We start from the raw sequence: 25040 nt of genomic DNA on the forward strand, positions 1-25040 counted from the left end.
CGGAAACAAATCCGAAATCGGCATGAACGCCGACCCGATAATCCCAAACGCATGCTCAATTCCATGCATCTGCAACGTCTTCACAAAAGCTTCTTCGGTCGTCATCTTCATCTCAGAGGTGTCCTGTCGCGGGGGGTGGCTTGTTGATCTGTTGGCAAATACCTACGGTCTGCCCAAGAAGGCGAATAGGGCCAGTTATGCCCCCCGCGTGAGACCAGATCAAAGTTCGGCGATGGTTTCGGCGATGCGCGCCACACCTTCGGGGATGCGTTCCGAAGGAATCGAGGAATAGGCGAGCCGGTAGAACCGTGTCTCGCGTTGATCCCGGCGAAAGAAGGAGTGGCCGGGTTCGATCAGCACATCCTTCTCGGCAAGCGCCTTTGCGAGGTTGTCGGTGTCGATGCCATCGGGCACCTGCATCCAGAAAGAGGATCCGCCATGCACCCCCTTGCCCGCGATGGTCAGGCCGTTGGCTTCGATGGCCTCTTGCATGACGGCGCGCCGGTCGCGCAGGACGTTGCGAATGCGCCGGATCAGCGCGTTGTAATGACCGAGGGAGAGGAAATAGGCAGTGGTGCGCTGGATATGGCCGGGTGGGTGGCGCAGGACGCTGGCCCGCAAGGCCCGGGCCTCGCGGATGAACGGGGCAGAGCCCACGAGATAGCCAAGGCGCAGCCCCGGGAAGAGCGATTTGGAAAAGCTGCCGACATGGATCACGCGGCCGTCGCCATCAAGCGATTTGAGCGCGGGTGAGGGCGTGTTGAGGAAGGACATCTCGAATTCGTAGTCGTCCTCGACGATCACCGCGTCAATCTCGCGGGCTTTCTGCAGAAGTTCCTGACGCCGTGCCATGGGCATGGTGGCACTTGTCGGGCATTGGTGGCTCGGGGTGGTGAAGATCACATCGGTCTGATCCGGGATCGCACCGGGCGGCAGGCCATCGCGATCTACATCGACCGGCACCACATGGCAGCGCGATTGGGTCAGGATATCGCGCAGCGCGGGATAGCAGGGGTTTTCGATGGTGGCTGTGCGACGCTGAGTCAGGAGAACCTGTGTTGCGAGCCAGAGCGCGTTTTGGGCACCGAGGGTGATCAGAATTTCGTCTGGATGGGCCTTGATCCCGCGTCGGGGCAGGGTGTTGCGGGCGATGAATTCGACAAGGCGGGGATCGTCCCTGTCGTAATAGTCCGTGGTCAGGGCAGTGAAGTCCTTTTGTCCGAGCGCACGCAGGGCGCAGAGTCGCCAATTGGCGTGGTCGAACAGGGTTGGGTCGGTCTGGCCATAGATGAAGGGATAGCGGAAGCTTGCCCAATCATGCGGCTTTTCGGGGGTGTCGCCCTCGGTAAAGCGCCGTCCGGTGATGCGGTTCCAATCGACAAGATCCTCGCCGCGCGGCGTCGGTGTATAGACCGGCGGCACCGGGGCATTTTGCGAGACGAAATAGCCCGAGCGCCCTTGCGAAGTCAGGTAGTCGTTGGAGAGCAGTTCGGTATAGGCAAGCGTGACCGTGATCCGGCTCACCCCGAGATGGGTCGCGAGTTTGCGGGTTGAGGGCAGGCGCTCGCCCTTGCGCAAGCGTCCCGAGAGGATCGCCTCGGCGATCATCTCCTGGATCTGGGCCTGGAGCGTGCCTTGTGAGTGCGGTGCGAGAAAGAACGTATCGACGGGAATGGCCATGCGGGCGAAGATAGGCTGGACTTATCCCGGGTGCAATCTGGTATGATTGGCGCGCCCCCTAGCGCGCCAGTTTGTGTTCCAGATTTGCGCGCACTGCTGGCCATTCATGCGGTAAGATCGAATAGACGGCCGTGTCACGCAGGGTGCCGTTGTCCATGACCATATGATTGCGCAGAATCCCGTCGAGCTTTGCGCCAAGCCGTTCGATGGCGCGGCGGGATTGTTGGTTCATGAAATGGGTGCGGAATTCGACGGCAATACAGTCGAGCCCGTCGAAGGCGTGTCCGAGCAAGAGGAGCTTGGCCTCGCTATTGAGGGGGCCGCGTTGCACCGATTGACGATACCAAGTCGAGCCGATTTCCACCCGGCGATTGGCGGCGTCGATATTCATATAGGTCGTCATGCCGACGGCCTTGCCATCCGGCAGCAGCACGGCAAAGGGCAGCAGGGTTCCGGCCTCTTGCGCGGCGAGGCGGCGGTCGATCTCGGCCGGTATGCCCTCGGGCGGTGGCACCTTGGTATACCAGAGCCGATGCAGGTCACCGTCGGCGGCGGCTTCGGCAAGGTCGGTTGCGTGGGCAGACGAGAGCGGCGCGAGGGTCACGTGTTGTCCTTCAAGCGTGACGGGCGTGGGCCACATGGTGTGTCCTTTCAAGAAAAAGGCCGGGGACGTGCCCCGGCCTTGTCGTCTGGGGGGCGTAGCTCTAGCCGAAGACCTTTGCGAGGGCTTTGTCCACCGCATCGGTGATGGCGTCGATATCCGCCGGGGTCGCGATCAGGGCGGGCGAGAAGCACAGCACGTTGTTGCGCTCGGGGACCGAGCGGTTCAGCGCGCCGATTATGACGCCAAGCGCGCCACATTCGGCCACCACCGCTGCAACCTCGGCTTCGGAAACCGGCTCCTTGGTCTCGCGGTCCTTGACCAATTCGACGCCTTGGAAAAGACCGAGCCCGCGCACGTCCCCGATCACGGCATGTTTGTCCATCAGGGCGGTGAGGTTCGCGGTCAGGCGATGGCCCATCTCGGTGCAGTTCTCAAGAAGGCCCTCATCCTCGATGATGCGCATGTTTTCAAGCGCCGCTGCTGGGCCGCTCGCGCAGCCACCGAAGGTCGAGATATCGCGGAAATGGTCGAGCTTGTCAGTGGGGTCCGACTTGAACATCTCGAAGACTTCTTCCGTCGTGACCATACAGGCAATTGCCGCATAGCCCGAGGCGACGCCCTTGGCCATGGTCACGAAATCCGGTTTGACTCCAAAGTGTTGGTAGCCGAACCATTCGGTCCCGGTACGCCCGATGCCGCAGACCACCTCATCGATATGAAGGAGGATGTCATACTTGGTGCAGATCTCCTGCACCCGCTCCCAATAGCCTTCGGGGGGCGTGATGACGCCGCCACCGGCGGTGACGGGTTCGAGGCAAAGCGCGCCAACGGTCTCGGGGCCTTCGCGCAGGATCACCTCTTCGATGAGGTTCGCCGCAGCAATGCCGAAGTCGCGGCCCGACAAATGCTCGAGGCCAAGCTCGTGCTTGCGGTACTCCATGCAATGCGGCACACGCACGAAACCAGGGGCCAGAGGGCCGTATTGCAGGACGCGTTCGTCTTGGCCGCCGGCGGACATGGTGGCGAGGGTGCCGCCGTGGTAATCGCGGTCTCGGAAGAGGATTTTGGTTTTCTTGCCACCATATTTTTTATGCGCGATTTGGCGCACCATCTTGAAGGCTTTCTCGTTCGCCTCGGAGCCGGAATTCGTATAGTAAACGCGGCTCATGCCGGGCATCTTCTCGATCAGTTTCTCGGCAAAGAGCGCACCGGGGATCGAGCCCGCGGCCTGCGCGAAATAGCACATTTTCATCAACTGATCCTGAACCGCCTTGGCGATGCTTTCACGGCCATAGCCGACGTTGACGGTCCAGACCGCGCCAGAGACGGCGTCGATATATTCCTTGCCGTTCTGATCCCAAACGCGCATCCCCTTGCCTTCGATGATGATCCGGGGATCATTGGTCTCAAAGGGTTTGTGCTGGATCAGGTGGTGCCAGACATGGGCCTTGTCGGCGGAGACGACCTTTTCGAGATCATTGCTGTTCAGTTTGCCATCCATGGGGCACCTCGCTTCTTGCCGAACTGGTGGATCAATGAAAACAAGCCGGACGGGTCCGGCGGGGTTTGGTTCATCCTCATATGAAAACTGCGGGAATCAATAGGTCCAGAGTTCTGCGAGAGATATGTCCAAAGCGAGGACTCGCCGGTCTGGAGCGTGACAAATCCAAACGGTCTGCGGGGGCGGAAAACCAATGTCGGTATCGCGTCGGTATCACGTCGGTATTGCGTCTGTGCGCCGGGGCGCAGGGCCGGGGTAAAGGGGGCGTGCGGTGGCGCGACTTCTTTTGAAGAAATCGGCCCGGAATTTCTTGAAGATTCCGGTTTGGGCCTGAGAGAAATCCAAGCGATGGACTCGGGGCCCAAGGCGCGATAATCAGGCCCGATCATGGCCAAGAAACCTGCAAAGAACTCTGACCCGAATTACAAGGTCATCGCCGAGAACCGGCGCGCCCGCTTCGATTATGCGATCGAGGACGATATCGAGTGCGGCATCGTACTCTCGGGGTCTGAGGTGAAATCCCTACGCGAGAACAGCGCCAATATCGCCGAGAGCTATGCGGCGGTCGAGGATGGGGAGCTCTGGCTCGTGAATTCCTATATCGCGCCTTATGATCGTGCGATGTTCAGCCATCAGGAGCGGCAGCGCCGCAAGCTTCTGGTGAGTCGCAAGGAACTTGGCAACCTGTGGACCGAGACCCAGCGCAAGGGGATGACCCTTGTGCCGCTGGTCATGTATTTCAATCACAAGGGTCTGGTGAAGCTTAAGATCGGCATCGCCAAGGGTAAGAAGAACCACGACAAGCGCGCCACCGAGGCGAAACGCGACTGGGGCCGTCAGAAACAGCGCCTGTTGCGGCACGGCGAGTAGGGCCAAGCGGCCCTACCCTTTCTTGTTCAATCGAAGCGATAGCCCGAGGCGGTGACGCCGCCAAAGATATTCTCTTGGTGGTAGATGCGCGTTGCCTTGCCCGCTTCGGCCGCGCCGAGGGCGGCGAAGATCGGCGCGAAGTGATCCTCTTTTTCGTGGCAGGTTCGGGCGTAGGGCGCGCTTTCCCAATCGAGAAGCGCCTTGGTACGGGCCTCTGGGTCGAGGGCGAGGGTCTCGGTCAGCCATGCGTCGAAGGCTTCGGAAGGCACACGTGCCGTCGGGTTCATCAAGCGCAGGTTGTGATAGCTTAGCCCCGAGCCGATGATGAGCACGCCCTGTTCACGCAGAGGCGCGAGGGCACGGCCAAGCGCCACATGCGCCGCCGGGTCATAGCCCGATTGCAGCGAAACCTGAAACAGCGGCACATCTGCGTCCGGATACATGACGTGGAGCGGCACAAAGGTGCCGTGGTCAAAGCCTTGTGTGTCGTCGAGGCGCGCGGGGAGGCCGGCGGCAGAGATCAATTCCGCCGTCTTGGCGGCAATGTCGGGCGCGCCGGGAGCGGGGTAGGTGATCTCGTAGGTTTCGGGCGGGAAGCCGTGATAGTCGTATTCCATCGGAGGCTTGGCGGCGGACATGACGGTAAAGGCGTCGGCCTCCCAATGACCGGAGATCGAAAGCACGGCCTTGGGTTTTTCCGGGAGTTGGCCGGGCATGGCGCGCAGCGAGTCCTCGAGGGGCGCGAATTCCGACCGCCAGGCCGGAAGCCACGGCCATGGGCCGCCGCCGTGCGAGATAAAGAAGGTGGGCATGAGGGACATGGGTTTGGTCCGATCGCATCTGTTGTTGATGCGATCAAACTAGACCTGTGCGAGTGTGCGCAAAAGGCCCGCCCTTGCACAAGACCTGTGCAGACTTGTTCAGGTCCACTCAGTCGTCGTCGAGTTCCTGCGCACCGGTCCAACCGGCGGTGCGGGCTTGGGCCATGGCTTGTGATTGGATGCGCATGTATTTGGTGCGCAGATTTTCCGGCATGGCGGAGACGCGAAAGCCGTATTTTTCCCACTCGGCATTGGCGCGCTCCCAGATGGCTTCGATCTGATGCGGGAGCCAGCCCGCGCAGGTTTCGCTTTCGGGGATGAGGCCGAAGGCGCGGGCGTCTCGGATGATCTTGCCTGTATCGGTCATGCCGCCGTTGAGATCGTTGTCGAGGCCAACATAGGTTTTCGGTTTGAGCATGGCGTGTCCTAGCGTGTCAGGGTGGCAAAGAGGGTCGGGAGCTTTTCGGGCAGGCGGGCGACGTGATCGACGATCGTATAGTTGTTTTCGCCAAAGATGCGTTTGACGTAGGTGTCGGCGTGTGGGTCGAGCGTCAGGCAGTAGCTCTGCACCCCTTTGGCGGCGAGTTCCTCGACCGCCTTGCGCGTATCATGGCGCAGGTGTTGCGGGTCGCGTTCGTCGATGTCGGCGGGGGCGCCGTCGGTCACCAAGAGGATGAGCTTGCGGCGTTCGGGCTGTTTCAGGAGACCCGCCCCGGCATGGCGCAGGGCGGCGCCCATGCGGGTTGAAAGCCCGCCTTTCATGCCATCGAGCCGGGCCTTGGCCTCGGCGTCGAAGGATTGGGCGAAATCCTTGAACTTGTAGTACTGCACGTCGTGGCGTCCATCAGAGGCAAAGCCATGCACGGCGAAGGGATCGCCGATGCCCTCGATGGCGAGCGCGACCAGCGCCGCCGCTTCGCGCGTCAGGTCGAGCACTGTTTTGTCGGAGCCGTCCATCGTGTCGTTGGTGCTTTCCGACAGGTCGAGCAGGACGGTCACGGCAAGATCGCGGGAATTGATGATATTGCGCATGGTGATGCGGGTGTCGGGCTGGGCGCCCATGCGGATGGCGATCATGGCGTCGACGGCGGCGTTGATGTCGATCTCGTCGCCATCCTCCATGCCGCGCACGCGTTGGACCCCGGCGGGGGAGAGCATGTCGATGATCTGGCGGATGCGGCTTGCGATGGGTTTGTGGGTCAGGAGGATATCATCGACTGTGGTCGGGTCACCCTTGGTCGCGCGGCGTTCATAGACCGTGGCCCAGTCGGGGCGGAAGAGCTGCACCTGGTGGTCCCATTCATGGTAATGGTAGGGGGGAGAGATCGGTTCCTTGCCCCACATCTCGTTGAAGGAGGTGGTGGCCTCGCCTGCGTCTTCGTAGGGGCGGAATTCATCCTTGCAGACCCAGATTTCCTGCGCGTCGTCCCCGGCGAGTTCGGCATCGACCTCGTGCGCCATTTCCATAACCGAGACGTATTTGCGGGTCTGGCGTTGTGCGGCGGGGGTGTGGCTGCCTGCGGTGTTCCAGTCGATCTCTTCGTAGTCCCATATCAGGCGGTTGTCGTCGCGATAGGGAATGCGCAGCGATTGCAGGATGCGCAGCGAAGGGACATCGCGCCGGGCGGCGAAGACATGGAACAATTCCATGCCGATGTCCCAAGAAAGCTTGTTGTCGTGGGCGCGGCTATCGATCACGGCATGGAAGCGGTCCGCCAGCGCGTCGAGATCGGTGTCGCCTGTGGCATGGGTCGGATCGTTGAGACGGCGGGCAAAGCGTTCGAGCGCCTGCACGGTCGGGTGTTCGGGGGCGGTCTCATAGTCCAGCGCAAGGAGGCGGCCCCAGAGCTTGGCAAGGCCCGGGAAATCGCGCCCGGCGAGGTATTCGATGCGGGCGTCCTCGATGAGGCCGATAAAGACCATCTGCGCCTGCGAAAGCTGTTCGGCAGAGAGCGGCGCGGTGGTGTAGTGGAGATGCGCCGCCTGATGCGCGGCCATGGCGCGGTAGAGCTCGACACCGGTCAGCCCATCCATGTCGTCCACGGCGTCGGGCAGGTGCATGACATGCGCGTCGATATAGGGGCGGAAGCCTTCATGATCGGCCGCTGTCGGACGGAGGAAGAAATCCCGGCCCCAAAGCGCGCGGAGGTAGAAGTTCAGTTTGCGTTGGGTGTCGATGAAGAGCGTGCCCCGGCGTTCCTGTTGCAGCACTTTGCGGGAATCGGGGCTTTTTAGAGCGAAATACTCGGCCAGCCGGGGCAGGTCACGGCGATAGGCCTCGGCGCCGTAGGTGGCCCAGCGGCGCAGGCCGGAGAGGGTCAGCTTGGTGAGCAACTCGTCGATCACGCCAAGCATGGGGCGCAAACCGCGGGCGGATTTGGCGGAAAGTTGATGGATGAGGCTCAGGTAGCCGCGTAGGAGGTCGGCGTCGCCAAGGCGGCGGGCGGCGGTTGGCAGCGACGCGAAGAGGAGGGCGATGACCTCGCCGGAGGTCATGGAGGAGAGTTTCATCGCCGCGCCGAGGCAATCGCGGATCACGTCCTCGCCGCACTCTTTGACGACGGCGGGCATGTTCTCGAGCCAAGCCAGAACGAGATCATGGCCGCGCCCGAGTTTGCACAGACCCTTGGCCCCTTCCATGTAGTCGGCCAAGCCTTGCGGAGACATAACGCGGGCGGCGTCGTGAAATGTCGCCTCGAGCGTGTCGAAGATTTCGGGCGGCGCCTTGGCGAAACAGTCGCGGTAGTCTTCGAGGGTGACGGTCATTGGTCCTGTCTCCGTGGTTAGACGAAGAAGGTTTCCACGGCGGCCTGAAGCGTTTGCCGCATGTCGGGATCATCCGTGAGCGGCGTCACGAGGGTCATCAGACAGGCGGCGGTCGGGTCGACGCCTTCGGCGATCATCTGACCCGCATAGACGAGAAGGCGGGTCGAGATGCCCTCGTCAAGGCCGTGGCCTTTGAGGTTGCGGGTGCGGTGCGCGACCTGCACCAGCTTGTCCGCCGTCTCGGGATCGACACCGGTTTCACGGGCGACGATCTCGGCCTCGATCCCGGCCTCCGGGTAGTCGAAATCGAGCGCGGCGAAACGTTGCTTGGTCGACTGTTTGAGGTCTTTCATCAACGACTGGTAGCCGGGGTTGTAAGAGATCACGAGTTGAAAATCGGGGTGGGCGTCGATGATTTCGCCCTTTTTATCAAGGGGAAGTTGGCGGCGGTGATCTGTCAGCGGATGGATGACGACGGTCGTATCCTGGCGCGCTTCGACGATCTCATCGAGGTAGCAGATTGCGCCGATGCGGGCGGCGGTCGTCAGTGGGCCGTCCTGCCATTTGGTGCCGTCCTTATCGAGAAGGAAGCGGCCCACGAGGTCGGAGGCGGTCATGTCCTCGTTGCAGGCGACGGTGATGAGGGGGCGGCCAAGTTTCCAGGCCATGTATTCCACGAAACGGGATTTGCCGCAGCCCGTTGGCCCCTTGAGCATGACAGGCATACGGCGGGCATAGGCGGCCTCGTAAAGCGCGTCTTCGCCGGTGCTCACGCGGTAGAAGGGTTCCGTGGCGACTTTGAACTGATTGATGTCATGCGCGGTCATGGGGATCTCCCGGTCTGGGCGTGGCGTGAGAAAGATGCCGCGGCCCGAATGGAGGCAGGCCGCGGCGACAATGGTCCTATCAGACGGGCTTGCCGCGATAGATGACCATCTCGGCACCCTTGGATTGGGTGTAGTTGTCATACCCGACAAGGCGCACGTGGTTGTTGGGGTGGGCCTTGTGGCAGGCGTCGGCCTCGCCGAGGATGCGGTCGACATCCGTCTCGCCGAACATCGGCAGCTTCCACATGTACCAGTAGCTTCCCGCGGCGTTCTCTGGTTCGGTGTGCTCAATGGCCGGGTTCCAGCCCTTGGAGACGATGTATTCGACCTGTTTGCGGGTCTGCTCGGTGGTCATCTCCGGCAGGTAGGAGAAGGTTTCGAACTTGCGGCTTGTGACGTCGGAAAGCGACGAGTTGTAGTCCTGCATGTCAGACATGGGATATTCCTTTCTTGTCTCGGATCAGATCAGCGGTGCTGCACGTCGAGCTTGTCGACGGTGTCGAACTCGAACTTGATCTCTTTCCAGGTTTCCATCGCGGTCGCGAGTTCGGGCGAGGATTTGGCGGCGGTGGTCAGGATGTCCTTGCCTTCCTTCTCGAGCTCGCGGCCCTCGTTGCGGGCCTGCACACAGGCCTCGAGCGCGACACGGTTGGCCGCCGCCCCGGCTGCGTTGCCCCACGGGTGGCCAAGCGTGCCACCGCCGAATTGCAGCACCGAGTCGTCGCCGAAGATCGAGACGAGGGCGGGCATGTGCCAGACGTGGATGCCGCCCGAGGCGACCGGGAAAACGCCCGGCATGGAACCCCAGTCCTGATCGAACATGATCCCGCGCGAGCGGTCCTCCTTGACGAAACTGTCGCGCATCGTGTCGATCCAGCCCAGCGTCGCCTCGCGGTCGCCTTCGAGCTTGCCCACAACGGTGCCGGAGTGCAGGTGATCGCCACCCGAGAGGCGCAGCATCTTGGTCAGCACGCGGAAGTGGATGCCGTGGTTGGGATTGCGGTCGATCACGGCGTGCATGGCGCGGTGGATGTGCAGCAGCATCCCGTTTTCGCGGCACCAGTTGGCCAGCCCGGTGTTGGCGGTGAAGCCCGCGGTCAGGTAGTCATGCATGATGATCGGCGCGCCAAGCTCCTTGGCGTATTCGGCGCGTTTGTACATTTCTTCCGGGGTCGGCGCGGTGACGTTCAGGTAAGAGCCTTTCTTCTCGCCGGTTTCGGCCTCGGCCTTCTGGATCGCTTCCATCACGTAGTCATAGCGGTCACGCCAGCGCATGAAGGGCTGCGAGTTGACGTTCTCGTCGTCCTTGGCAAAGTCGAGACCACCGCGCAGCACCTCGTAGACGGCGCGGCCATAGTTCTTGGCCGACAGGCCGAGTTTCGGCTTGATCGTGCAGCCGAGCATCGGGCGGCCATACTTGTTGAGCTTGTCGCGCTCAACCTGGATGCCGTTCGGGGGACCGCCACAGGTTTTGACATAGGCGATGGGCACGCGCACGTCCTCGAGGCGCAGGGCGCGCACCGCCTTGAAGCCAAAGACGTTGCCGACGAGCGATGTCAGGATGTTGACGACGGAACCTTCTTCGAAAAGGTCGATGGGATAGGCGATGAAGGCGTAGAAAGCTTCGTCATTGCCGGGCACGTCCTCGATCGCGTAGGCGCGGCCCTTGTAGTAGTCGAGATCGGTCAGCAGGTCGGTCCAAACCGTCGTCCAAGTGCCGGTCGAGCTTTCGGCGGCCACGGCGGCGGCAGCTTCCTCGCGTGGCACACCGTCCTGTGGAATCACCTTGAAACAGGCGAGGAAGTCGGTGGCGAGCGGGGTATACTCCGGCATCCAGTAGGTTTCGCGGTAGTCTTTCACACCGGCGTTGTACGTCTTCACTTGGTCTTTGGGCATCTCAGGCTCCTCCCAATGGTCGCGCTTCGGGATCGAGTCTTAGGGAGGTGCCAAAATAAATAACACTAGATTGTTTTGATATAATGCATAGAGTAAATTCTATGAATAGGATCATTCCCCCCACGGTTCAGCAATTGCGCCTGTTCGAGGCGGTGGCGCGGCGCGGGTCGATCACGCGGGCGGCGGAGGAGGTTCACCTCACGCAGCCCACGGTGTCGATGCAGGTCAAGGCGCTTGAAGAGAAGGTCGGCATGGCGTTGACCGAACAGGTCGGAAAGGCGTTGCACCTGACTCATGCCGGCGAGGAGGTCGCGGCGACGGCGCGCGACGTGTTGGCGCGGCTTGCGGATATGGAGGCGGCGCTTTCGGATATGCAGAGCGAAGTGGCGGGGCCGGTGTCGGTCGCCGTGGTGTCGACGGCGCGCTATTTTCTGCCGCAGCTTCTTGGCCGCTTCAAACGCGCCTACCCCAAGGTCGAGCCAAGGCTTCAGATCACCAACCGCGAAACCATACTTGAGCGTATGGAAGGCAATCGCGACGATCTTTATATTATGGGGCAGCCGCCGGAAGAGCACGCCGTCATCGCCGAACCATTCCGCGAGAACATCATCGTGCCCGTCGCCTGGCCGCATCATCCGCTTGTCGGGGAGCGGGGCATCCCGTTGGGCCGGATCGCGGAAGAGAATGTCATCCGCCGGGAACGCGGATCGGGGACGCGCAAGGCGGTCGAGCGGACCTTTCAGGCAGAGGGTCTCAGCCTTGGGACGCATATGGAGTTCGACGACAGCGAGGCGATCAAACAGGGGGTGATTTCCGGACTGGGAATCGCCTTTCTGTCGATGCATGCGATGCGGCTTGAGTTGGCATCGGGGGAGATCGCGGTGCTCGACGTGGACGGTTTCCCATTGCACCGGCGTTGGTACGTCGCGCATCGCAAAGAAAAGCGATTGACCGGTGCGGCGCGCACCTTTCTTGAATATCTCTTGCAAGACAGTGACTTAGAGAAGGAAATCCGCGCCTGAGTCGCGGTGTTTTCTGCAGGTGCAGAAAGCGAATGACGTGGCGTCATGAAGCTGTGCGCATTTGACAGCATACCCGGTAGTATGTTTGCCTCGATCCAACGTCAACGACTGCGAGGGGAGGAGTGCAGTGGTGTCGGTCGCCGATCAGGGCAAGAAACCTGACCGCTATGAGGAGATTCTCACGGCGGCGGCAGAGTGTTTCTGCCAGCAGGGGTTTGCCTCTACATCCATTGACGCGGTGGCGCGCTACCTTGGGTCGACCAAGGGGCGTATCTATCACTATTTCCCCTCGAAGATGGACCTGTTCAATGCGGTGCGCGACCGGGGGATGGAACATTCCTTTGAAGCCATCCGACCCGGCTATGAAGCCAAGGCCAGCGCGGTCGAGCGGCTTGCGCTCATGGCGCATGGTCAGACCTATGCGATGATGGAGCACAGCGCCTATATGCAGGTGCTGCTCGACGGGTTGCGCCAGCGCCGCTATGGCGCAACGACCGAGTTTCAACGCAAGGCGATGAAGCGCCACCTTGAACAACGCGATGCGTTCGAGGCGCGGTATCTCGAGGTTCTGCGGCTTGCCGATGAGGACGGGGCGCTTCGGGTCGGGGACCTGCCTGTGGTATCGCGCAGCTTCTTTGCCGCGGTGAACGGGCCTGTCTTCTGGTACGTCTACCGCGACGGCGACGGCCCGGAAAAATACTCCCGGATCGCCGATGAAATCACCCTATTTGCCATGCAAGGACTTGGCGTTGACTGGACGCCAGAGAAAACCAAGGCCCTGCACAGATTGAAAGAACCCGCCCATGTCTGACTTGCCAAAGACCATGACCGCCGTCCTGCAAATCGGTGATGGCTATTCCGGCACGTCCGAGGGGCCGCAGATCGACGATGCGTCCAAGTATCTCGAACTGGCGGAGATCCCGGTGCCGACACCGGGCAAGGGGCAAGTGACCATACGTGTGCGTATGTCCTCGGTGAACCCGTCGGATTTGCATTTCATCAAAGGCGAATACGGCCAGCCCCGCGTGAAGGGCGCTCCGGCGGGATTTGAAGGCTGCGGTGATGTCGTGGCAGCAGGCGAAGGCGCAGAGGGCCTTGTCGGTCAACGCGTTGCGTTCGTCGTGGCAATGGGCGGCTCGGGGGCCTGGGCGGACTACGCGCTCACGGATGCGATCAACTGTGTGCCGCTGCGCCCGGATTTGCGGGACGAGGACGGCGCGGCGCAGATCGTCAATCCGATGACGGCGATGGCGATGGTCGATATCGCGAAACAGGCGGGCGAGAGCTTTGTCGTTTCGGCGGCGTCGAGCCAACTTGGCAAGCTGATGGTCTCGCTTGGTCGGGATTTGGGGCTCAAGCCGATTGCCTTTGTGCGCCGTGAAGAGGCGGTGGCGATCCTGAAAGACAAGGGTGCGGAAGAGGTTTTCGTGACCACCGATCCGGAGGTCGCCCAAAAATTCGCAGCGGCAAGCAAGGCGCTCAAGCCGCGGGTGTTCCTTGATGCGGTGTCGGATCAGCTTTCGGAGCAGATCTTTGTCGCGATGCCGAATGGCGCGCGTTGGATCAGCTATGGCAAGCTCGATGCGGAACTGCCCAAGCTCACGCAGATGGGGCAACTCATCTTCATGGGCAAGCGGATCGAGGGCTTCTGGCTTACCTCGTGGATGCGCTCGACCCCGCCGCAAGATCAGATGCGGGTGATCGGCGAGGTGCAGGCGCGGTTTGTCGATGGGCGTTGGCATACCGACGTTTCAAGCCGCCTTGGGCTTCGTGACGTAGTGTCACAACTCGCAGAAGCTTTGAAAAATACGGACGGAAAGGTGATGATCTCACCATAACCCATGAAGGCACCGACTCGGGGAGGGGTCGGCCAACATGATTTGCAGCCGGGAGAACCCGGCGCAGGGAGGAAAAAATTGGATACTCTACAGCTCTTGATTAGCGGGCTGGCGAATGGCTGTGTCTATGGCCTGATCGCTCTTGGCTTCGTTCTGATCTACAAGGCGACCGAGTCTGTGAACTTCGCCCAGGGCGATTTCATGATGCTCGGGGCCTTTGTGACCATTGGCCTGACCAACGCGGGATATATGGGATTGCCCTTCTGGGTCGCGGTGCCGATCTCGATCGTCATCATGGCGATCCTCGGCTACCTGCTTGATCGCTTTGTTATCCGGCTCATGTTCGGCGAGAGCCAGACGGCGGTCGTCATCCTGACCATCGCGCTTGGCTTTGTGATCCGGTTCGTAGCCGGCGTCATCTGGGGCCATGAGCCGCAATCGCTTCAGAACCCGTTCGCGGGCAAGGAGGTCGCCTTTGGCGGGCTGGTCCTTGGGATGGAGGACGTGGCGGTCATCGTGGTGACGATCCTGCTGACCTGGGGTCTCTATGAGTTCTTCAACCGCACCAAGCTTGGCCTTGCGATGCAGGGCGCGTCGCAGAACCAGCTTGCCGCCTATTACATGGGGGTGCCGGTCAAGCGGGTGCAGGGCTTTATCTGGGCGCTTGCGGGCGGTGTCGCTTGTATCGCGGGTATTCTCTTTGCCGCGAAGGGCGCGGTGGACCCGAATACCGGGCTTCTTGGGATCAAGGCCTTTGCCGCCGCCGTCATCGGCGGGTTCGGGAGCCTTCCGGGCGCCCTTGCAGGCGGGCTTATCGTCGGTGTGATCGAACCGTTCGCGGCGCGCTACATCGCGGCGGGCTATAGCCAGATCGCGCCCTATGCGCTTCTGCTGGCGGTGCTGATCTTCCGTCCCCACGGCCTGTTTAGCCAAGTGCGCGTGAAGAAGGTGTAAAGCGATGCGGATCATTTTCAAAACCGACTACATGCAAGACCTGCGTCCGTGGAAAGACGGCTATCAGCTCTCGCTCTATCTTATCCTGATCGCGCTTGCCGTGGCGGCGCCGTTCCTGATCGATGTGTTCTTCCTTGGGGAGTTGACCAACGTGCTGATCTGGGCGCTGGCGGGTCTTGGCCTCATGGTTCTGACCGGGCACACCGGGCAGGCGAGCCTTGGCCATGCAGCGTTCCTTGCGATGGGATGTTATGCCAATATCATCCTCATGGAAGCAGGCGTGCCGTTCATGCTCGCCTTTCCGCTGGCCGGGATCATCACCGGGATCGTTGGCATGATCGTCGCCATCCCGGCGCTCCGGCTGCACGGCATCTACCTTGCGATTGCGACGCTGGCGATGTCGATCCTTGTCGATGACATCATCGTTCTGACCGATCACTGGACAGGTGGCGTTGGCGGCAAGTTTGCGCCGCCGGTCAATGTCTTTGGGTTCATGATCGACCGTTGGGGCACGCCGACCGCGTTCTATTACCTGACGCTTGGGGTCACGATCCTTGTCACGCTTGGATATATCAATCTGCTGCGCGCACCTTTGGGGCGGAGCTTTATCGCGGTGCGCGACTCGGAAGTGTCGGCGCAGGCGATGGGCATCGACGTGTCGCGGAGCAAGGCGATTTCCTTCGGGGTCTCCTGTGCGATCACCGGGCTGGCCGGGGCGCTCATGGGGCTTTTCGCCGGGGCGTTCAACAACGAGACCTTTAGCGTCGTCATTTCGATCCAACTCTTGATGATGATCGTGATTGGCGGGCTTGGGTCGATCCATGGCGCGTTCTTTGGTGCCATTGTCATCGGCTTCCTGCCGCAGTTCCTGTCGATCTCCAAGGAATGGGTCGGGGCGCTTTTCGGGGGCAGCAATGTCGCCATCCCCGGCCTCGAGTTCGGCATCTTTGGCGTGATCCTGATCGTGTTCATCCTGTTCGAGCCGATGGGCATCTACGGGCGCTGGCTCAAGATCCGGACGTGGTTTGAGCTTTTCCCGTTCTACCGCAAGGACATGTTCAAGCGCCAGAAATCCTACCTGAAGACGGAGCGTCTGAGATGAGCCTTCTTGAACTGGAAAACGTGACGCTGAAATTCGGCGGTCTCACAGCGGTCGACAACCTGAGCTTCTCGGTCGAGCAAGGCGAGGTCTTTGCCATCGTCGGGCCGAACGGGGCGGGGAAATCGACGGTCTTCAACCTGATCTCGCGGTTCTATACGCCGGTGAATGGAAAGATCCGTTTCGATGGCCACGACCTGCTCAAGGAAAAGGCTTCGAGCGTGGCGAACTTTGGCGTGGCGCGGACGTTTCAGAATATCGAGCTGTTCGAACATGCGACGGTACTGGAGAACCTGCTCGTTGGACGGCATCGCCACCGCGGTAGCAACTTCCTTACCGAGTTGTTCTTTACGCCGTCGGTGCGCAAGCAGGAATTGCAGAACCGCCATTTCGTCGAAGAGGTCATCGACTTTCTTGACCTTCAGGCCTACCGCGAAAAGCGGATCGCGGGCCTGCCCTATGGTGTGCGCAAGGTGGTCGAGGTGGCGCGTGCGCTGGCGACCGATCCGAAGCTTCTCTTGCTCGACGAACCGGCCTCGGGCCTGTCGGTCGAGGAGACGACGGATATGCGCTGGTGGATTGACGATATTCGTCGGCAGATGGGGATCACCGTTCTGATGGTGGAACATGACATGGGGCTGGTGTCCGGGGTGTCGGACCGCGTGCTTGCCATGGCGGATGGAGCGCGGCTTGCGCTTGGCACGCCGTCGGAAGTCCAATCCGACCCGGCCGTGATCGAAGCATATCTGGGGAAAGCGTCATGAGCGAACCGATCCTTAAAATCCGCAATGTCGAGAGCTTTTACGGACCGATCATGGCAATCCGGGGCGTGTCGCTTGACGTGCATCCGGGGCGCATTGTGTCGATCCTCGGGGCGAATGGCGCGGGTAAGACCACGTTGATGAAAACGGTTTCTGGCGTGATGGACCCCGAGAAGGGGAAAGTCATTTTCGAAGGCCGCGAAATTCAGGGCCAGGAGCCGCACAAGATCGTCCATGATGGGGTCGTGCATGTGCCGGAAGGGCGCGAGGTCTTTCCTCTTTTGACCGTGGATGAAAACCTGAGCCTTGGGGCCTATACGCGCCATGACAAGGCCGGGATCGAGGAAGACCGTGAAATGGTCTTTAGCTATTTCCCGATCCTCAAAGAGCGCCGCAATCAGGAGGCCGGGACGCTTTCGGGCGGCCAGCAACAGATGCTTGCCATCGGGCGCGGCCTCATGGGGCGGCCGAAGGTGATGCTTCTCGATGAGCCGTCGCTTGGCCTGTCGCCGCTGCTTGTGCAGGAGATTTTCGAGATCCTGAAGCGGCTCAATGAAGAGCGGCATATGACCATGATGCTTGTCGAGCAGAACGCCAGTGCGGCGCTCAACCTCGCGCATGATGGCTATGTGATGGAGGTTGGCCGGATCGTGATGGACGGCACGGCAGAAGAACTGCTCAAGTCCGAGGACATCCAGAACTTCTATCTTGGTGTTCAGGAAGAAGGCCCGCGCGAACAGCGCCGTTGGAAGCGCAGAAAGACGTGGAGGTAAGCATGTTGGATACGAGCACGAATATCGAACAGACCATCATCAACGGGGTCCGGTTCAACGCCGAAGCGGGGCAACGTCCGGTGCATGTCGATGGCTGCATCACCATCCCGCAACTCTTCCGGTATCGCTGTGAGACACTCAAGGATCGCACGGCGCATCGAGAGAAGGATCTCGGGATCTGGAAACCCTTTACGTGGACCGACTATTGGAACCACGCGATGTGGATCGGCATGGCGCTGCGCAAGCTTGGTCTCAAGCGCGGCGAGGCGGTGTCGATCCTGTCGGAGGATCGCAAGGAATGGGCCTATTTCGACATGGGCATCCAAGCGGTCGGTGGTGTCGCGTCGGGGATCTATACAACGGATTCCGCGAAACAGCTGTCCTACCTCGTCAACAACAGCGACAGCCGGTTCCTGATCGTCGAGGACGAAGAGCAACTCGACAAGTATCTTCAGATCGAAGACGAGGTGCCGGGGCTTCTCAATGTCATCATTCTCGAGGACGAGGGGCTGCATGATCTTGAGCATCATCGCTGTATGATGATTGACGATCTATATGAGATCGGGCGCAAGGCGGCGGCGGAAGAGCCGGGTGTGTTCGAGGCCGAGATCGAAAAGGCCGAGCCGCAGGATACGGCGATCCTCGTCTATACTTCGGGGACGACGGGCATGCCCAAGGGCGCGATGATCTCGAATGAGAATATCGTCGCCGCCATCGAAGCCGGGGCGCGGCGGTTGCAGTGCCTCGAGACCGATAGCCAGCTTTGTTTCCTGCCGCTCTGCCATATCCTTGAGCGGGATGTGTCGATCTATTTCCCGCTGGCGGGTAAGGCGGTCGTCAACTTCGCGGAAAGCCCGGAGACCGTCTTTAACAACCTGCAAGAAGTGTCTCCCAACACGTTCACGGCGGTGCCGCGCGTCTGGGAAAAGATCTATTCGCAGGTGCTTATCCTTGCGCAGGAGGCAACGCCGCTTGGGCGCTGGGCCTATCATCAGGCGATCAAGGCCGGGATGAAACGGGCGGAATACCTTGTCGACAACAAACCCGCCCCCGCGATGGTCACGGCACAGTTCAAGATCTGGGATCGGCTTGTGCTGCGCAATCTGCGGCGGATGCTTGGGCTTGACCGGATGCGCCGGGGGGGCACGGGTGCGGCGCCAATCTCACCGGAACTGCTCAAGTGGTTCTGGGCGATCGGTGTGCCGCTTGTCGAGGGCTATGGCATGACCGAGACCTCGGGCCTTGCCACGATCAACACGCGCGGCGACAACCGGATCGGCACCATCGGCACACCTGTGCCGGGCTATCAGGTGCGGATCGCCGAGGATGGTGAGATTCAGACCAAGGGTCTCAACAACTTCCAGGGCTATTGGCGCAACAACGAGAAGACGGCGGAGACCTTTACCGCCGATGGTTGGCTGCGCACGGGCGATGTCGGACGGATGGACGAGGATGGATACGTGACCATCACCGGCCGTCTCAAGGACATCATCATCACCGCGGGCGGCAAGAACATCACCCCGGCGGAGATCGAGAGCCGGTTGAAGTTCTCGCATTATATCTCGGATGCGGTCATCATCGGGGATCGGAGAAAATATCTCACGGCGCTCATTATGATTGATCAGGAGAACGTCGAGAAATACGCTCAGGACAATAAGGTGCCGTTCTCGAATTTCGCGTCGCTCTGTGCGGCGAAGGAGGTCAAGGACCTTATCAAGGGAGAGGTCGATGCGGTGAACAAGGAGTTTGCCCGCGTCGAGCAGATCAAGGACTTCCGTCTCATCGACGTTTTGTTGACGGCGGAAGATGAAGAGCTCACCGCGACGATGAAGCTCAAGCGCAGCTACGTTGAGAAGGCGCACGCTCATCTGATCGAGGAGATGTACTAGGACGACACGCGAACTATTATTTACCAACGGGAGGAGAACCATGAAAAATTTGGTAAAGAAACTGTCGCTCGCTGCGGGTCTGACCGCCGCCGCGACCATGGCCTCGGCGCAAGCCCAAGGCGTTACGGATGACGAGATCGTCATCGGCTCGGTGAATGACCTTTCGGGGATCTTCGCCGCGGTGGGCGTGCCCGCCGTGAAGGGCGCGAATGTCTATTTCGACAAGATCAACGCCGCGGGTGGCGTTCATGGCCGCAAGATCCGGTTCGTTGTGGAGGACAACGGGTACCAGATGCCGCGCGCGATGCAGGGCTATAACAAGCTTCTGAACCGCGACAAGGTCTTTGCGATGCTGCTCAGCCTCGGGACGCCGATGAACCTTGCCGGGTTCAAGCTTCTCGATCCGAAGGGCATTCCGAACATCGGCCCGCTCTCGGCAGCGCGTCAGATGCTTCAGGACCCGATGAAGAACAAGTTTACGTCCTTCTCGTCCTACTACGATCAGGCGATTGTCGGCGTGCAGTATCTTGCCAATGAGTTCGGCGCGGAAGAGATCTGTTCGATGTACCTGCCGACTGACTTTGGCGAGGAAATCCTTGCCGGGACCAAGGCCGGTGCAGAAGCGGCGGGTGTGACCTTTGCCGCAGAGACCACGCACAAGCCGGACGAGACTGATTTCGTTGGCTCGCTTTCCAAGCTCAAAGACGCGGGTTGTGATGTCGTGTCGATGGCCGTGGGTGTGCGTCAGGCGATCACCATCGTTGGCACCGCCAAGAAGATGGGCCTTTCGGACATGAAGTTCCTCGGCACCTCGGCGAGCTTCCTCACCGTTGTGGCCAAGGTGCCCGGCGGCGTGACCGAAGGGTTCTATGCGGCGGCAAGCTGGCAGGACCTTTGGGCGCGCGCGGATGAGCCGGCGCCGAAAGCCTTTATCGAGGAATACAAAGCCGCGACCGGCGAAGATCCGGTTGGCTTCTCGATGCTCGGCTATGCGGCGGCAGACCTGACCGTGAAGGCGCTCGAAGCGGCTGGCCCGGACCTCACGCAGGAGAGCTTTATCGCCGCGATGGAGACGCTTGAGTTCGAAGACGAGCTTGTGGGCAACTACATGACCTACGGCCCCGACGACCACCAGGGCGCGGACTCGGTCTATGTCAACATCGTCGAGAACGGTGCTTGGAAAAAGGTCCACGAAGCGAAGTAAGGACCAATGGAAGGGCGCCTGCCGGTGCGGGCGCCCTTTGACTTTCTATCAGGTGACATCATGAGCGATTTGCAAGAATTTCGCGCCTCTACACGGGCGTGGCTGGAGGAGAATTGCCCGCAGGAAATGCGCCAGCCGATGAGCGAGGCGGATGTTTGCTGGGGCGGGCGCAACTGGGTTTTTCAGAGCGATGCACAGCGTATCTGGCTTGAGCGAATGGCGGCGCGCGGCTGGACGGTGCCGACATGGCCCGAAGCCTATGGCGGCGGTGGCCTCTCGGGAGATGACGACCGGGTTCTGCGCGAGGAGATGCGCCGGATCAACGCACGCCCCCCGTTGCAGAGCTTTGGCATCTGGATGCTTGGCCCGGCATTGCTTCAGTTCGGATCGGAAGAGCAGAAACGCCACTACCTGCCACAGATCGCGCGCGGCGAAATCCGCTGGTGTCAGGGCTATTNTACCTGCCACAGATCGCGCGCGGCGAAATCCGCTGGTGTCAGGGCTATTCCGAACCCGGCGCGGGATCGGACCTTGCTGGTGTGCAGACCAAGGGCGTCGATACGGGTGCGTATTTTGAGGTGACGGGTCAGAAGATCTGGACCTCATATGCCGACAAGGCGGATTGGATTTTCTGTCTCGTGCGCACCGAGCCGGACGCGCCGAAGCATAAGGGCATTTCCTTCCTTTTGTTCGATATGGCGAGCGAAGGGGTTTCCACGAAACCGATCAAGTTGATCTCGGGCGCGTCGCCCTTCTGCGAGACGTTCTTTGACGGGGTGAAAGTCCCGAAAGAGCAGATCGTCGGAGAGCGCGGCAAGGGCTGGACCATCGCGAAATACCTCCTGACCCATGAGCGCGAGATGATCGGCTCGACCGACTCGGCGTTGTTCCGGTCGGAGAGCGTTGTCGATGCGGCGCGTGCGGCAGTGGGGCTTGATGGTGAGGGGCGGCTGGCCGATCCGTTGCTGCGGGCAAAGATCGGAGAGTTCCTTGTCGACGAGATGGCCTTCAAGGTCGAGTTGGAGCGCGCCAAGGCGTGGTCGCGGGCCGGGAACCAGATCGGGGTTGAATCCGCGACGCTCAAATATACCGGCACCGAGCTCAACAAGCTGCGCCAAGAGATCAATATGGAATCTGGCGGGTTCGATGCGCTCGAATGGGATTTCGCGGATGCGCAAAGCAATGAGAAGGCCTCGCTCTGGCTTCGGTCCAAGGCGAATTCGATCGAGGGGGGCACGTCCGAAGTGATGCTGTCGATCCTCTCCAAAGCGGTTCTGGAACTGGGGTAAGCACGATGCAGCTTTTGACAGAAGAACAGACCATGGTCCGCGATATGGCGGCGGGGTTCCTCGAGGAGAAAGCCCCGGTATCGGCCCTGCGCGCGTTGCGCGATGAAGGCGCGGCGCTTGGATATGACAAGGCGCTCATGGGCGAGATGGCCGGGATGGGTTGGTTCGGGATGCTTGTGGGCGAAGAAGCCGGGGGCGTCGACATGGGCGCGATGGCGGCGGGGCTTGTGGCCGAGGAAATGGGCCGACGGCTGACCGCGTCGCCGTTTCTGTCGTCAGGTGTCCTTTCGGCGGCGGCGCTCTGTGCGGCGGGCGAAGGCGATTGGGCGGCGAAGATCGCTTCGGGCGAGGCGGTCGTGGCCTTTGCGGCGGATGAACATGGCAAGCATGAGGCCGGGCCGATCACCACGCGGGCCGAGGCGTCGGGGAACGGGTTTGTCCTTAGTGGGGCAAAGCGGTTCGTATCGGACGCGGTGGGCGCGGATCGTGTCATCGTGCCGGCGATGACGGAGGAGGGGCTTGGGCTTTTCCTTGTCGATCCATCGCAAGACGGCGTGACGACGCGGGCCTTTGCCACGGTCGATAGCCGCAATGCCGCCGATCTCACATTTGACGGCGTGCAGCTTGACGGTGCGGCGCGGATTGCCAGCGGCGAGGGCGCTGAGGCGGCGATGGCATCGGCGCTGCGCACAGGGCGGGCGGTTGCGGCTGCGGAACTCTGTGGCGTCGCCAAGGAAGCCTCGGAGCGCACGGTGGCCTATCTCAAGGAGCGCAAGCAGTTCGGCATCACCATCGCGAGTTTTCAGGCGTTGCAGCATCGCGCTGCCGATCTCTACACGCGCATTCAGACGACCGAAGCTGCCGTTGCTGCGGCGCTTACGGCGATTGATGAAGGCAGCGACGAGGCCGAGACCCTGTCGCGGGTGGCCAAGGCGAAGGCGAATAAGACCGCCTCGCTTGCCGTGCGCGAAGCGGTGCAGATGCATGGCGGGATCGGCATGACCGACGCGCTCGACATCGGGTTATTCATGAAGAAGGCGCGGGCCAGCATCGAGTATCTGGGCGATAGCGCCTGTCACGCGGATTGGCTCTTGCGGGAGGCCGGAATCTAAGGGGGAGACGACCATGGGAGAGGTTCAGGAGCATCGCCGGGGGTGCAATATCTGCGAGGCCATGTGCGGCCTTGTGATTCAGCATGACGGGGAGAACGTCCTGTCGATCAAACCAGACCCGGAGGATCCCCTGTCGCGGGGCCATATCTGTCCCAAGGCGGTCGCGCTTCAAGACTTTCGCACAGATCCCGACCGGATCACCAAGCCCTTGAAGAAGGTGGATGGCGCGTTTGTCGAGATCGGCTGGGACGAGGCCTATGACTATGCCGCCGAACGGTTGCGTATGGTTCAGGAAGCGCATGGCAAAGACGGGGTTGGCGTCTATCTCGGCAATCCCAATGCGCATAAGTTCGCCAACCTGATGAATATCCCCGGCCTTGTGCGGGCGTTGGGAACAGGGAACCGTTATTCTTCGGCCACGGCGGACCAGATCCCGCATCATGTCGCGTCGATCCACATGCTCGGGCATCCGATGCTGATCCCGGTGCCGGATGTGGAGCGAACGGAGTTCATGCTCATCCTTGGTGGCAATCCGATCGTGTCGAACGGCTCGATGATGACGGCGCCGGGGTTTGGCAAGCGCATGGACGAGATCAAGGCGCGGGGCGGACGGGTTGTCGTCATTGATCCGCGCCGCACGGAAACGGCGGTCAAGGCGGGCGAACATCATTTCATCCGCCCCGAGACGGATGCGTTCCTTCTGCTCGCCTTGATCCACGAGGTGTTTGCGCAAGGGCTCGAGCGGCCTGCGGCGCTGCCTGTGACGGGGATCGAAACGCTAAGCGAAGCGGTGCAGCCTTTCACTGCGGCTCTGGCCGCGCAACGCACGGGAATCGCGGAAGAGGTCATCAAGGGTCTCGCGCGGGACTTTGCGAGCGCGCCTTCGGCGGTGTGCTATGCGCGGATGGGGGCCTCGACGCAGAGTTTCGGCGGCTTGTGCCAATGGGCCAATAACGCGCTCAACATTCTTACCGGGAATTTCGATGCGCCGGGGGGTGCGATGTTCACCACGCCTGCGCTTGATTATGTCGGTATGACTTCGCGCAAGGGCAAGGTGCGCAGCTACCCGGAGCGACGCTCGCGCGTGTCTGGGCAGCCGCTCTACAACGGGGAATACCCGGTTTCGGTCATGGCCGAGGAGATGGAGACCCCCGGCGCCGGGCAGATCAAGGCGCTTGTCACCATTGCGGGCAACCCGGTCCTCACCGCGCCGAACGGGCGGCGGATCGAGGCGGCGATGGAGACCCTCGATTTCATGCTGTCGATCGACATTCATGTGAACGACACCACGCGCCATGCGGACCTGATCCTGCCGGGAACGGTCGCGCTTGAGGAAATCATGTATGACATGGTGTTCCACAGCTTTGCCGTGCGCAATACGGCGGGGTTTGCCGAGGCGCTTTTCGAACCGCCGCATGGCAATCCGCAGGAATGGGAGATCATCGCGACGCTGGCGGCGCGGATTGCCGGGACCAATGCGCCGATGCCTTCGCCGCACCAGATGCTTGAGGGGCTCTTGCCGCGCGGGTTTCATGGCGATCAGGTGACCCTCACGGCGATGCTCGAGAGCGGCACGGCGTTGGATCTTGGGCCGCTGGTCCCAAACCTTGAAGCGCGGCTTGAGACGCCGGACGGAAAGCTTCACCTCGCGCCGCAGGTCTATCTTGATGATCTGCCGCGGCTCTTGGCCTTTGCACCGGAGGAGAACCGGGAGTTCCCGCTCCAGATGATCGGGCGGCGGTTGGTGCGCAGCCACAATAGCTGGACCCAGAATAGCGCGCGGCTGGTGAAGGGGCGCAATCGGGTGACGGTTCAGGTGCATCCCGAAGATGCGGCGCGGATTGGCCTTGAAGAGGGCGGCGAGGCGCGGGTTGCGAGCCGGGTTGGAAGCGTCACCATGCCGGTCGAGATCAGCGACGAGATGGCGCCGGGGGTGGTGTCGATCCCGCAGGGCTGGGGCCAGAAGAACGGCAAGATACGCGAAGCAGCGGGCGTCGGCTCGGTCTCGATCAACGATCTGACAGATGATACGCGGATCGACCCCCTAAGCGGCAATGCCGCGTTCAATGGTGTGCCGGTTGCGCTTACTCCCGCGTAGGCGGTGCGCTGAGGGCAGGGGGGACTGGCCCCCCTG

The 25040-nt window shown here is 61.3% G+C and carries 23 protein-coding genes; 14 read left to right on the plus strand and 9 right to left on the minus strand.

Annotation, left to right across the window (positions count from 1 at the left end; all coding sequences use genetic code 11):
- Nucleotides 1-219: 219 nt before the first annotated feature.
- From R1W01_RS17135 to R1W01_RS17145, 3 genes are all read right to left on the minus strand, one after another.
- A complete protein-coding gene (locus R1W01_RS17135; RefSeq protein ID WP_297755574.1) occupies nt 220-1680 on the minus strand; it encodes a PLP-dependent aminotransferase family protein in 1461 nt (486 codons plus the stop codon).
- Between the two features lie 58 nt (nt 1681-1738).
- Nucleotides 1739-2320: a GNAT family N-acetyltransferase gene (locus R1W01_RS17140; RefSeq protein WP_297755577.1), complete on the minus strand. Its 582-nt coding sequence runs from the start codon at nt 2318-2320 to the stop codon at nt 1739-1741.
- A 64-nt stretch (nt 2321-2384) separates the two neighbouring features.
- Complete coding sequence (locus R1W01_RS17145) at nt 2385-3785, minus strand: aspartate aminotransferase family protein (RefSeq protein WP_297755580.1); 1401 nt, start codon at nt 3783-3785, stop codon at nt 2385-2387.
- Between the two features lie 387 nt (nt 3786-4172).
- Between R1W01_RS17145 and smpB the strand changes: the two genes are divergently transcribed.
- Nucleotides 4173-4655, plus strand: coding sequence for an SsrA-binding protein SmpB (smpB, locus tag R1W01_RS17150; protein WP_243611618.1), 483 nt, complete (start codon nt 4173-4175; stop codon nt 4653-4655).
- Nucleotides 4656-4681: 26 nt separating this feature from the next.
- Here smpB and R1W01_RS17155 read toward each other — a convergent pair whose 3' ends face one another.
- The 6 genes from R1W01_RS17155 to R1W01_RS17180 form a co-directional block, all read right to left on the minus strand.
- The gene (locus R1W01_RS17155; protein ID WP_297755585.1) at nt 4682-5476 is read right to left on the minus strand and encodes a DODA-type extradiol aromatic ring-opening family dioxygenase; all 795 of its coding nucleotides are present in this window, start codon (nt 5474-5476) and stop codon (nt 4682-4684) included.
- A gap of 109 nt (nt 5477-5585) precedes the next feature.
- Nucleotides 5586-5894: a hypothetical protein gene (locus R1W01_RS17160; protein WP_297755588.1), complete on the minus strand. Its 309-nt coding sequence runs from the start codon at nt 5892-5894 to the stop codon at nt 5586-5588.
- Between the two features lie 8 nt (nt 5895-5902).
- Nucleotides 5903-8242 (minus strand): nitric oxide reductase activation protein NorD, encoded by a 2340-nt coding sequence (locus tag R1W01_RS17165; protein WP_297755591.1) that lies wholly within the window; start codon nt 8240-8242, stop codon nt 5903-5905.
- Nucleotides 8243-8259: 17 nt separating this feature from the next.
- A complete protein-coding gene (locus R1W01_RS17170) occupies nt 8260-9069 on the minus strand; it encodes a CbbQ/NirQ/NorQ/GpvN family protein (protein WP_243611614.1) in 810 nt (269 codons plus the stop codon).
- A 79-nt stretch (nt 9070-9148) separates the two neighbouring features.
- Entirely contained in the window at nt 9149-9505 is a 357-nt protein-coding gene (locus R1W01_RS17175) for a ribulose bisphosphate carboxylase small subunit (protein WP_243611613.1), read from the minus strand.
- Nucleotides 9506-9534: 29 nt separating this feature from the next.
- On the minus strand, nt 9535-10965 hold the full coding sequence (locus R1W01_RS17180) for a form I ribulose bisphosphate carboxylase large subunit (RefSeq protein ID WP_243611612.1): 1431 nt from the start codon (nt 10963-10965) through the stop codon (nt 9535-9537).
- A 101-nt stretch (nt 10966-11066) separates the two neighbouring features.
- Between R1W01_RS17180 and R1W01_RS17185 the strand changes: the two genes are divergently transcribed.
- The 13 genes from R1W01_RS17185 to R1W01_RS17245 all read left to right on the plus strand — a co-directional run bounded on the left by R1W01_RS17185 (nt 11067) and on the right by R1W01_RS17245 (nt 25004).
- The gene (locus R1W01_RS17185; protein ID WP_297755596.1) at nt 11067-11987 is read left to right on the plus strand and encodes a LysR family transcriptional regulator; all 921 of its coding nucleotides are present in this window, start codon (nt 11067-11069) and stop codon (nt 11985-11987) included.
- 130 nt (nt 11988-12117) lie between these two features.
- Nucleotides 12118-12798: a TetR/AcrR family transcriptional regulator gene (locus tag R1W01_RS17190; protein ID WP_243611610.1), complete on the plus strand. Its 681-nt coding sequence runs from the start codon at nt 12118-12120 to the stop codon at nt 12796-12798.
- A complete protein-coding gene (locus R1W01_RS17195; protein WP_297755600.1) occupies nt 12791-13825 on the plus strand; it encodes an alcohol dehydrogenase catalytic domain-containing protein in 1035 nt (344 codons plus the stop codon). The genes R1W01_RS17190 and R1W01_RS17195 overlap by 8 nt, the downstream gene beginning before the upstream one ends.
- Before the next feature lie 78 nt (nt 13826-13903).
- Entirely contained in the window at nt 13904-14779 is an 876-nt protein-coding gene (locus tag R1W01_RS17200; protein ID WP_243611608.1) for a branched-chain amino acid ABC transporter permease, read from the plus strand.
- A 4-nt stretch (nt 14780-14783) separates the two neighbouring features.
- Nucleotides 14784-15881: a branched-chain amino acid ABC transporter permease gene (locus tag R1W01_RS17205; RefSeq protein ID WP_243611607.1), complete on the plus strand. Its 1098-nt coding sequence runs from the start codon at nt 14784-14786 to the stop codon at nt 15879-15881.
- Complete coding sequence (locus tag R1W01_RS17210; RefSeq protein ID WP_297755604.1) at nt 15878-16642, plus strand: ABC transporter ATP-binding protein; 765 nt, start codon at nt 15878-15880, stop codon at nt 16640-16642. Before R1W01_RS17205 ends, R1W01_RS17210 begins: the two co-directional genes overlap by 4 nt.
- Nucleotides 16639-17412, plus strand: a complete 774-nt coding sequence (locus R1W01_RS17215) for an ABC transporter ATP-binding protein (protein ID WP_243611605.1) — start codon at nt 16639-16641, stop codon at nt 17410-17412. The genes R1W01_RS17210 and R1W01_RS17215 overlap by 4 nt, the downstream gene beginning before the upstream one ends.
- Before the next feature lie 2 nt (nt 17413-17414).
- On the plus strand, nt 17415-19301 hold the full coding sequence (locus R1W01_RS17220) for an AMP-dependent synthetase/ligase (RefSeq protein ID WP_243611604.1): 1887 nt from the start codon (nt 17415-17417) through the stop codon (nt 19299-19301).
- A gap of 40 nt (nt 19302-19341) precedes the next feature.
- The gene (locus R1W01_RS17225) at nt 19342-20505 is read left to right on the plus strand and encodes an ABC transporter substrate-binding protein (protein WP_243611603.1); all 1164 of its coding nucleotides are present in this window, start codon (nt 19342-19344) and stop codon (nt 20503-20505) included.
- Nucleotides 20506-20565: 60 nt separating this feature from the next.
- Entirely contained in the window at nt 20566-21087 is a 522-nt protein-coding gene (locus tag R1W01_RS17230; protein WP_317275380.1) for an acyl-CoA dehydrogenase family protein, read from the plus strand.
- On the plus strand, nt 21045-21794 hold the full coding sequence (locus R1W01_RS17235; protein ID WP_317275383.1) for an acyl-CoA dehydrogenase family protein: 750 nt from the start codon (nt 21045-21047) through the stop codon (nt 21792-21794). Before R1W01_RS17230 ends, R1W01_RS17235 begins: the two co-directional genes overlap by 43 nt.
- 5 nt (nt 21795-21799) lie before the next feature.
- Nucleotides 21800-22906 (plus strand): acyl-CoA dehydrogenase family protein, encoded by a 1107-nt coding sequence (locus tag R1W01_RS17240; RefSeq protein ID WP_297755614.1) that lies wholly within the window; start codon nt 21800-21802, stop codon nt 22904-22906.
- A gap of 13 nt (nt 22907-22919) precedes the next feature.
- Complete coding sequence (locus R1W01_RS17245) at nt 22920-25004, plus strand: molybdopterin-dependent oxidoreductase (protein WP_297755617.1); 2085 nt, start codon at nt 22920-22922, stop codon at nt 25002-25004.
- The last annotated feature ends 36 nt before the right edge of the window (nt 25005-25040 follow it).

This window comes from Shimia sp. FJ5, assembly GCF_032918335.1.
GTDB lineage: Bacteria > Pseudomonadota > Alphaproteobacteria > Rhodobacterales > Rhodobacteraceae > Shimia > Shimia aestuarii_A.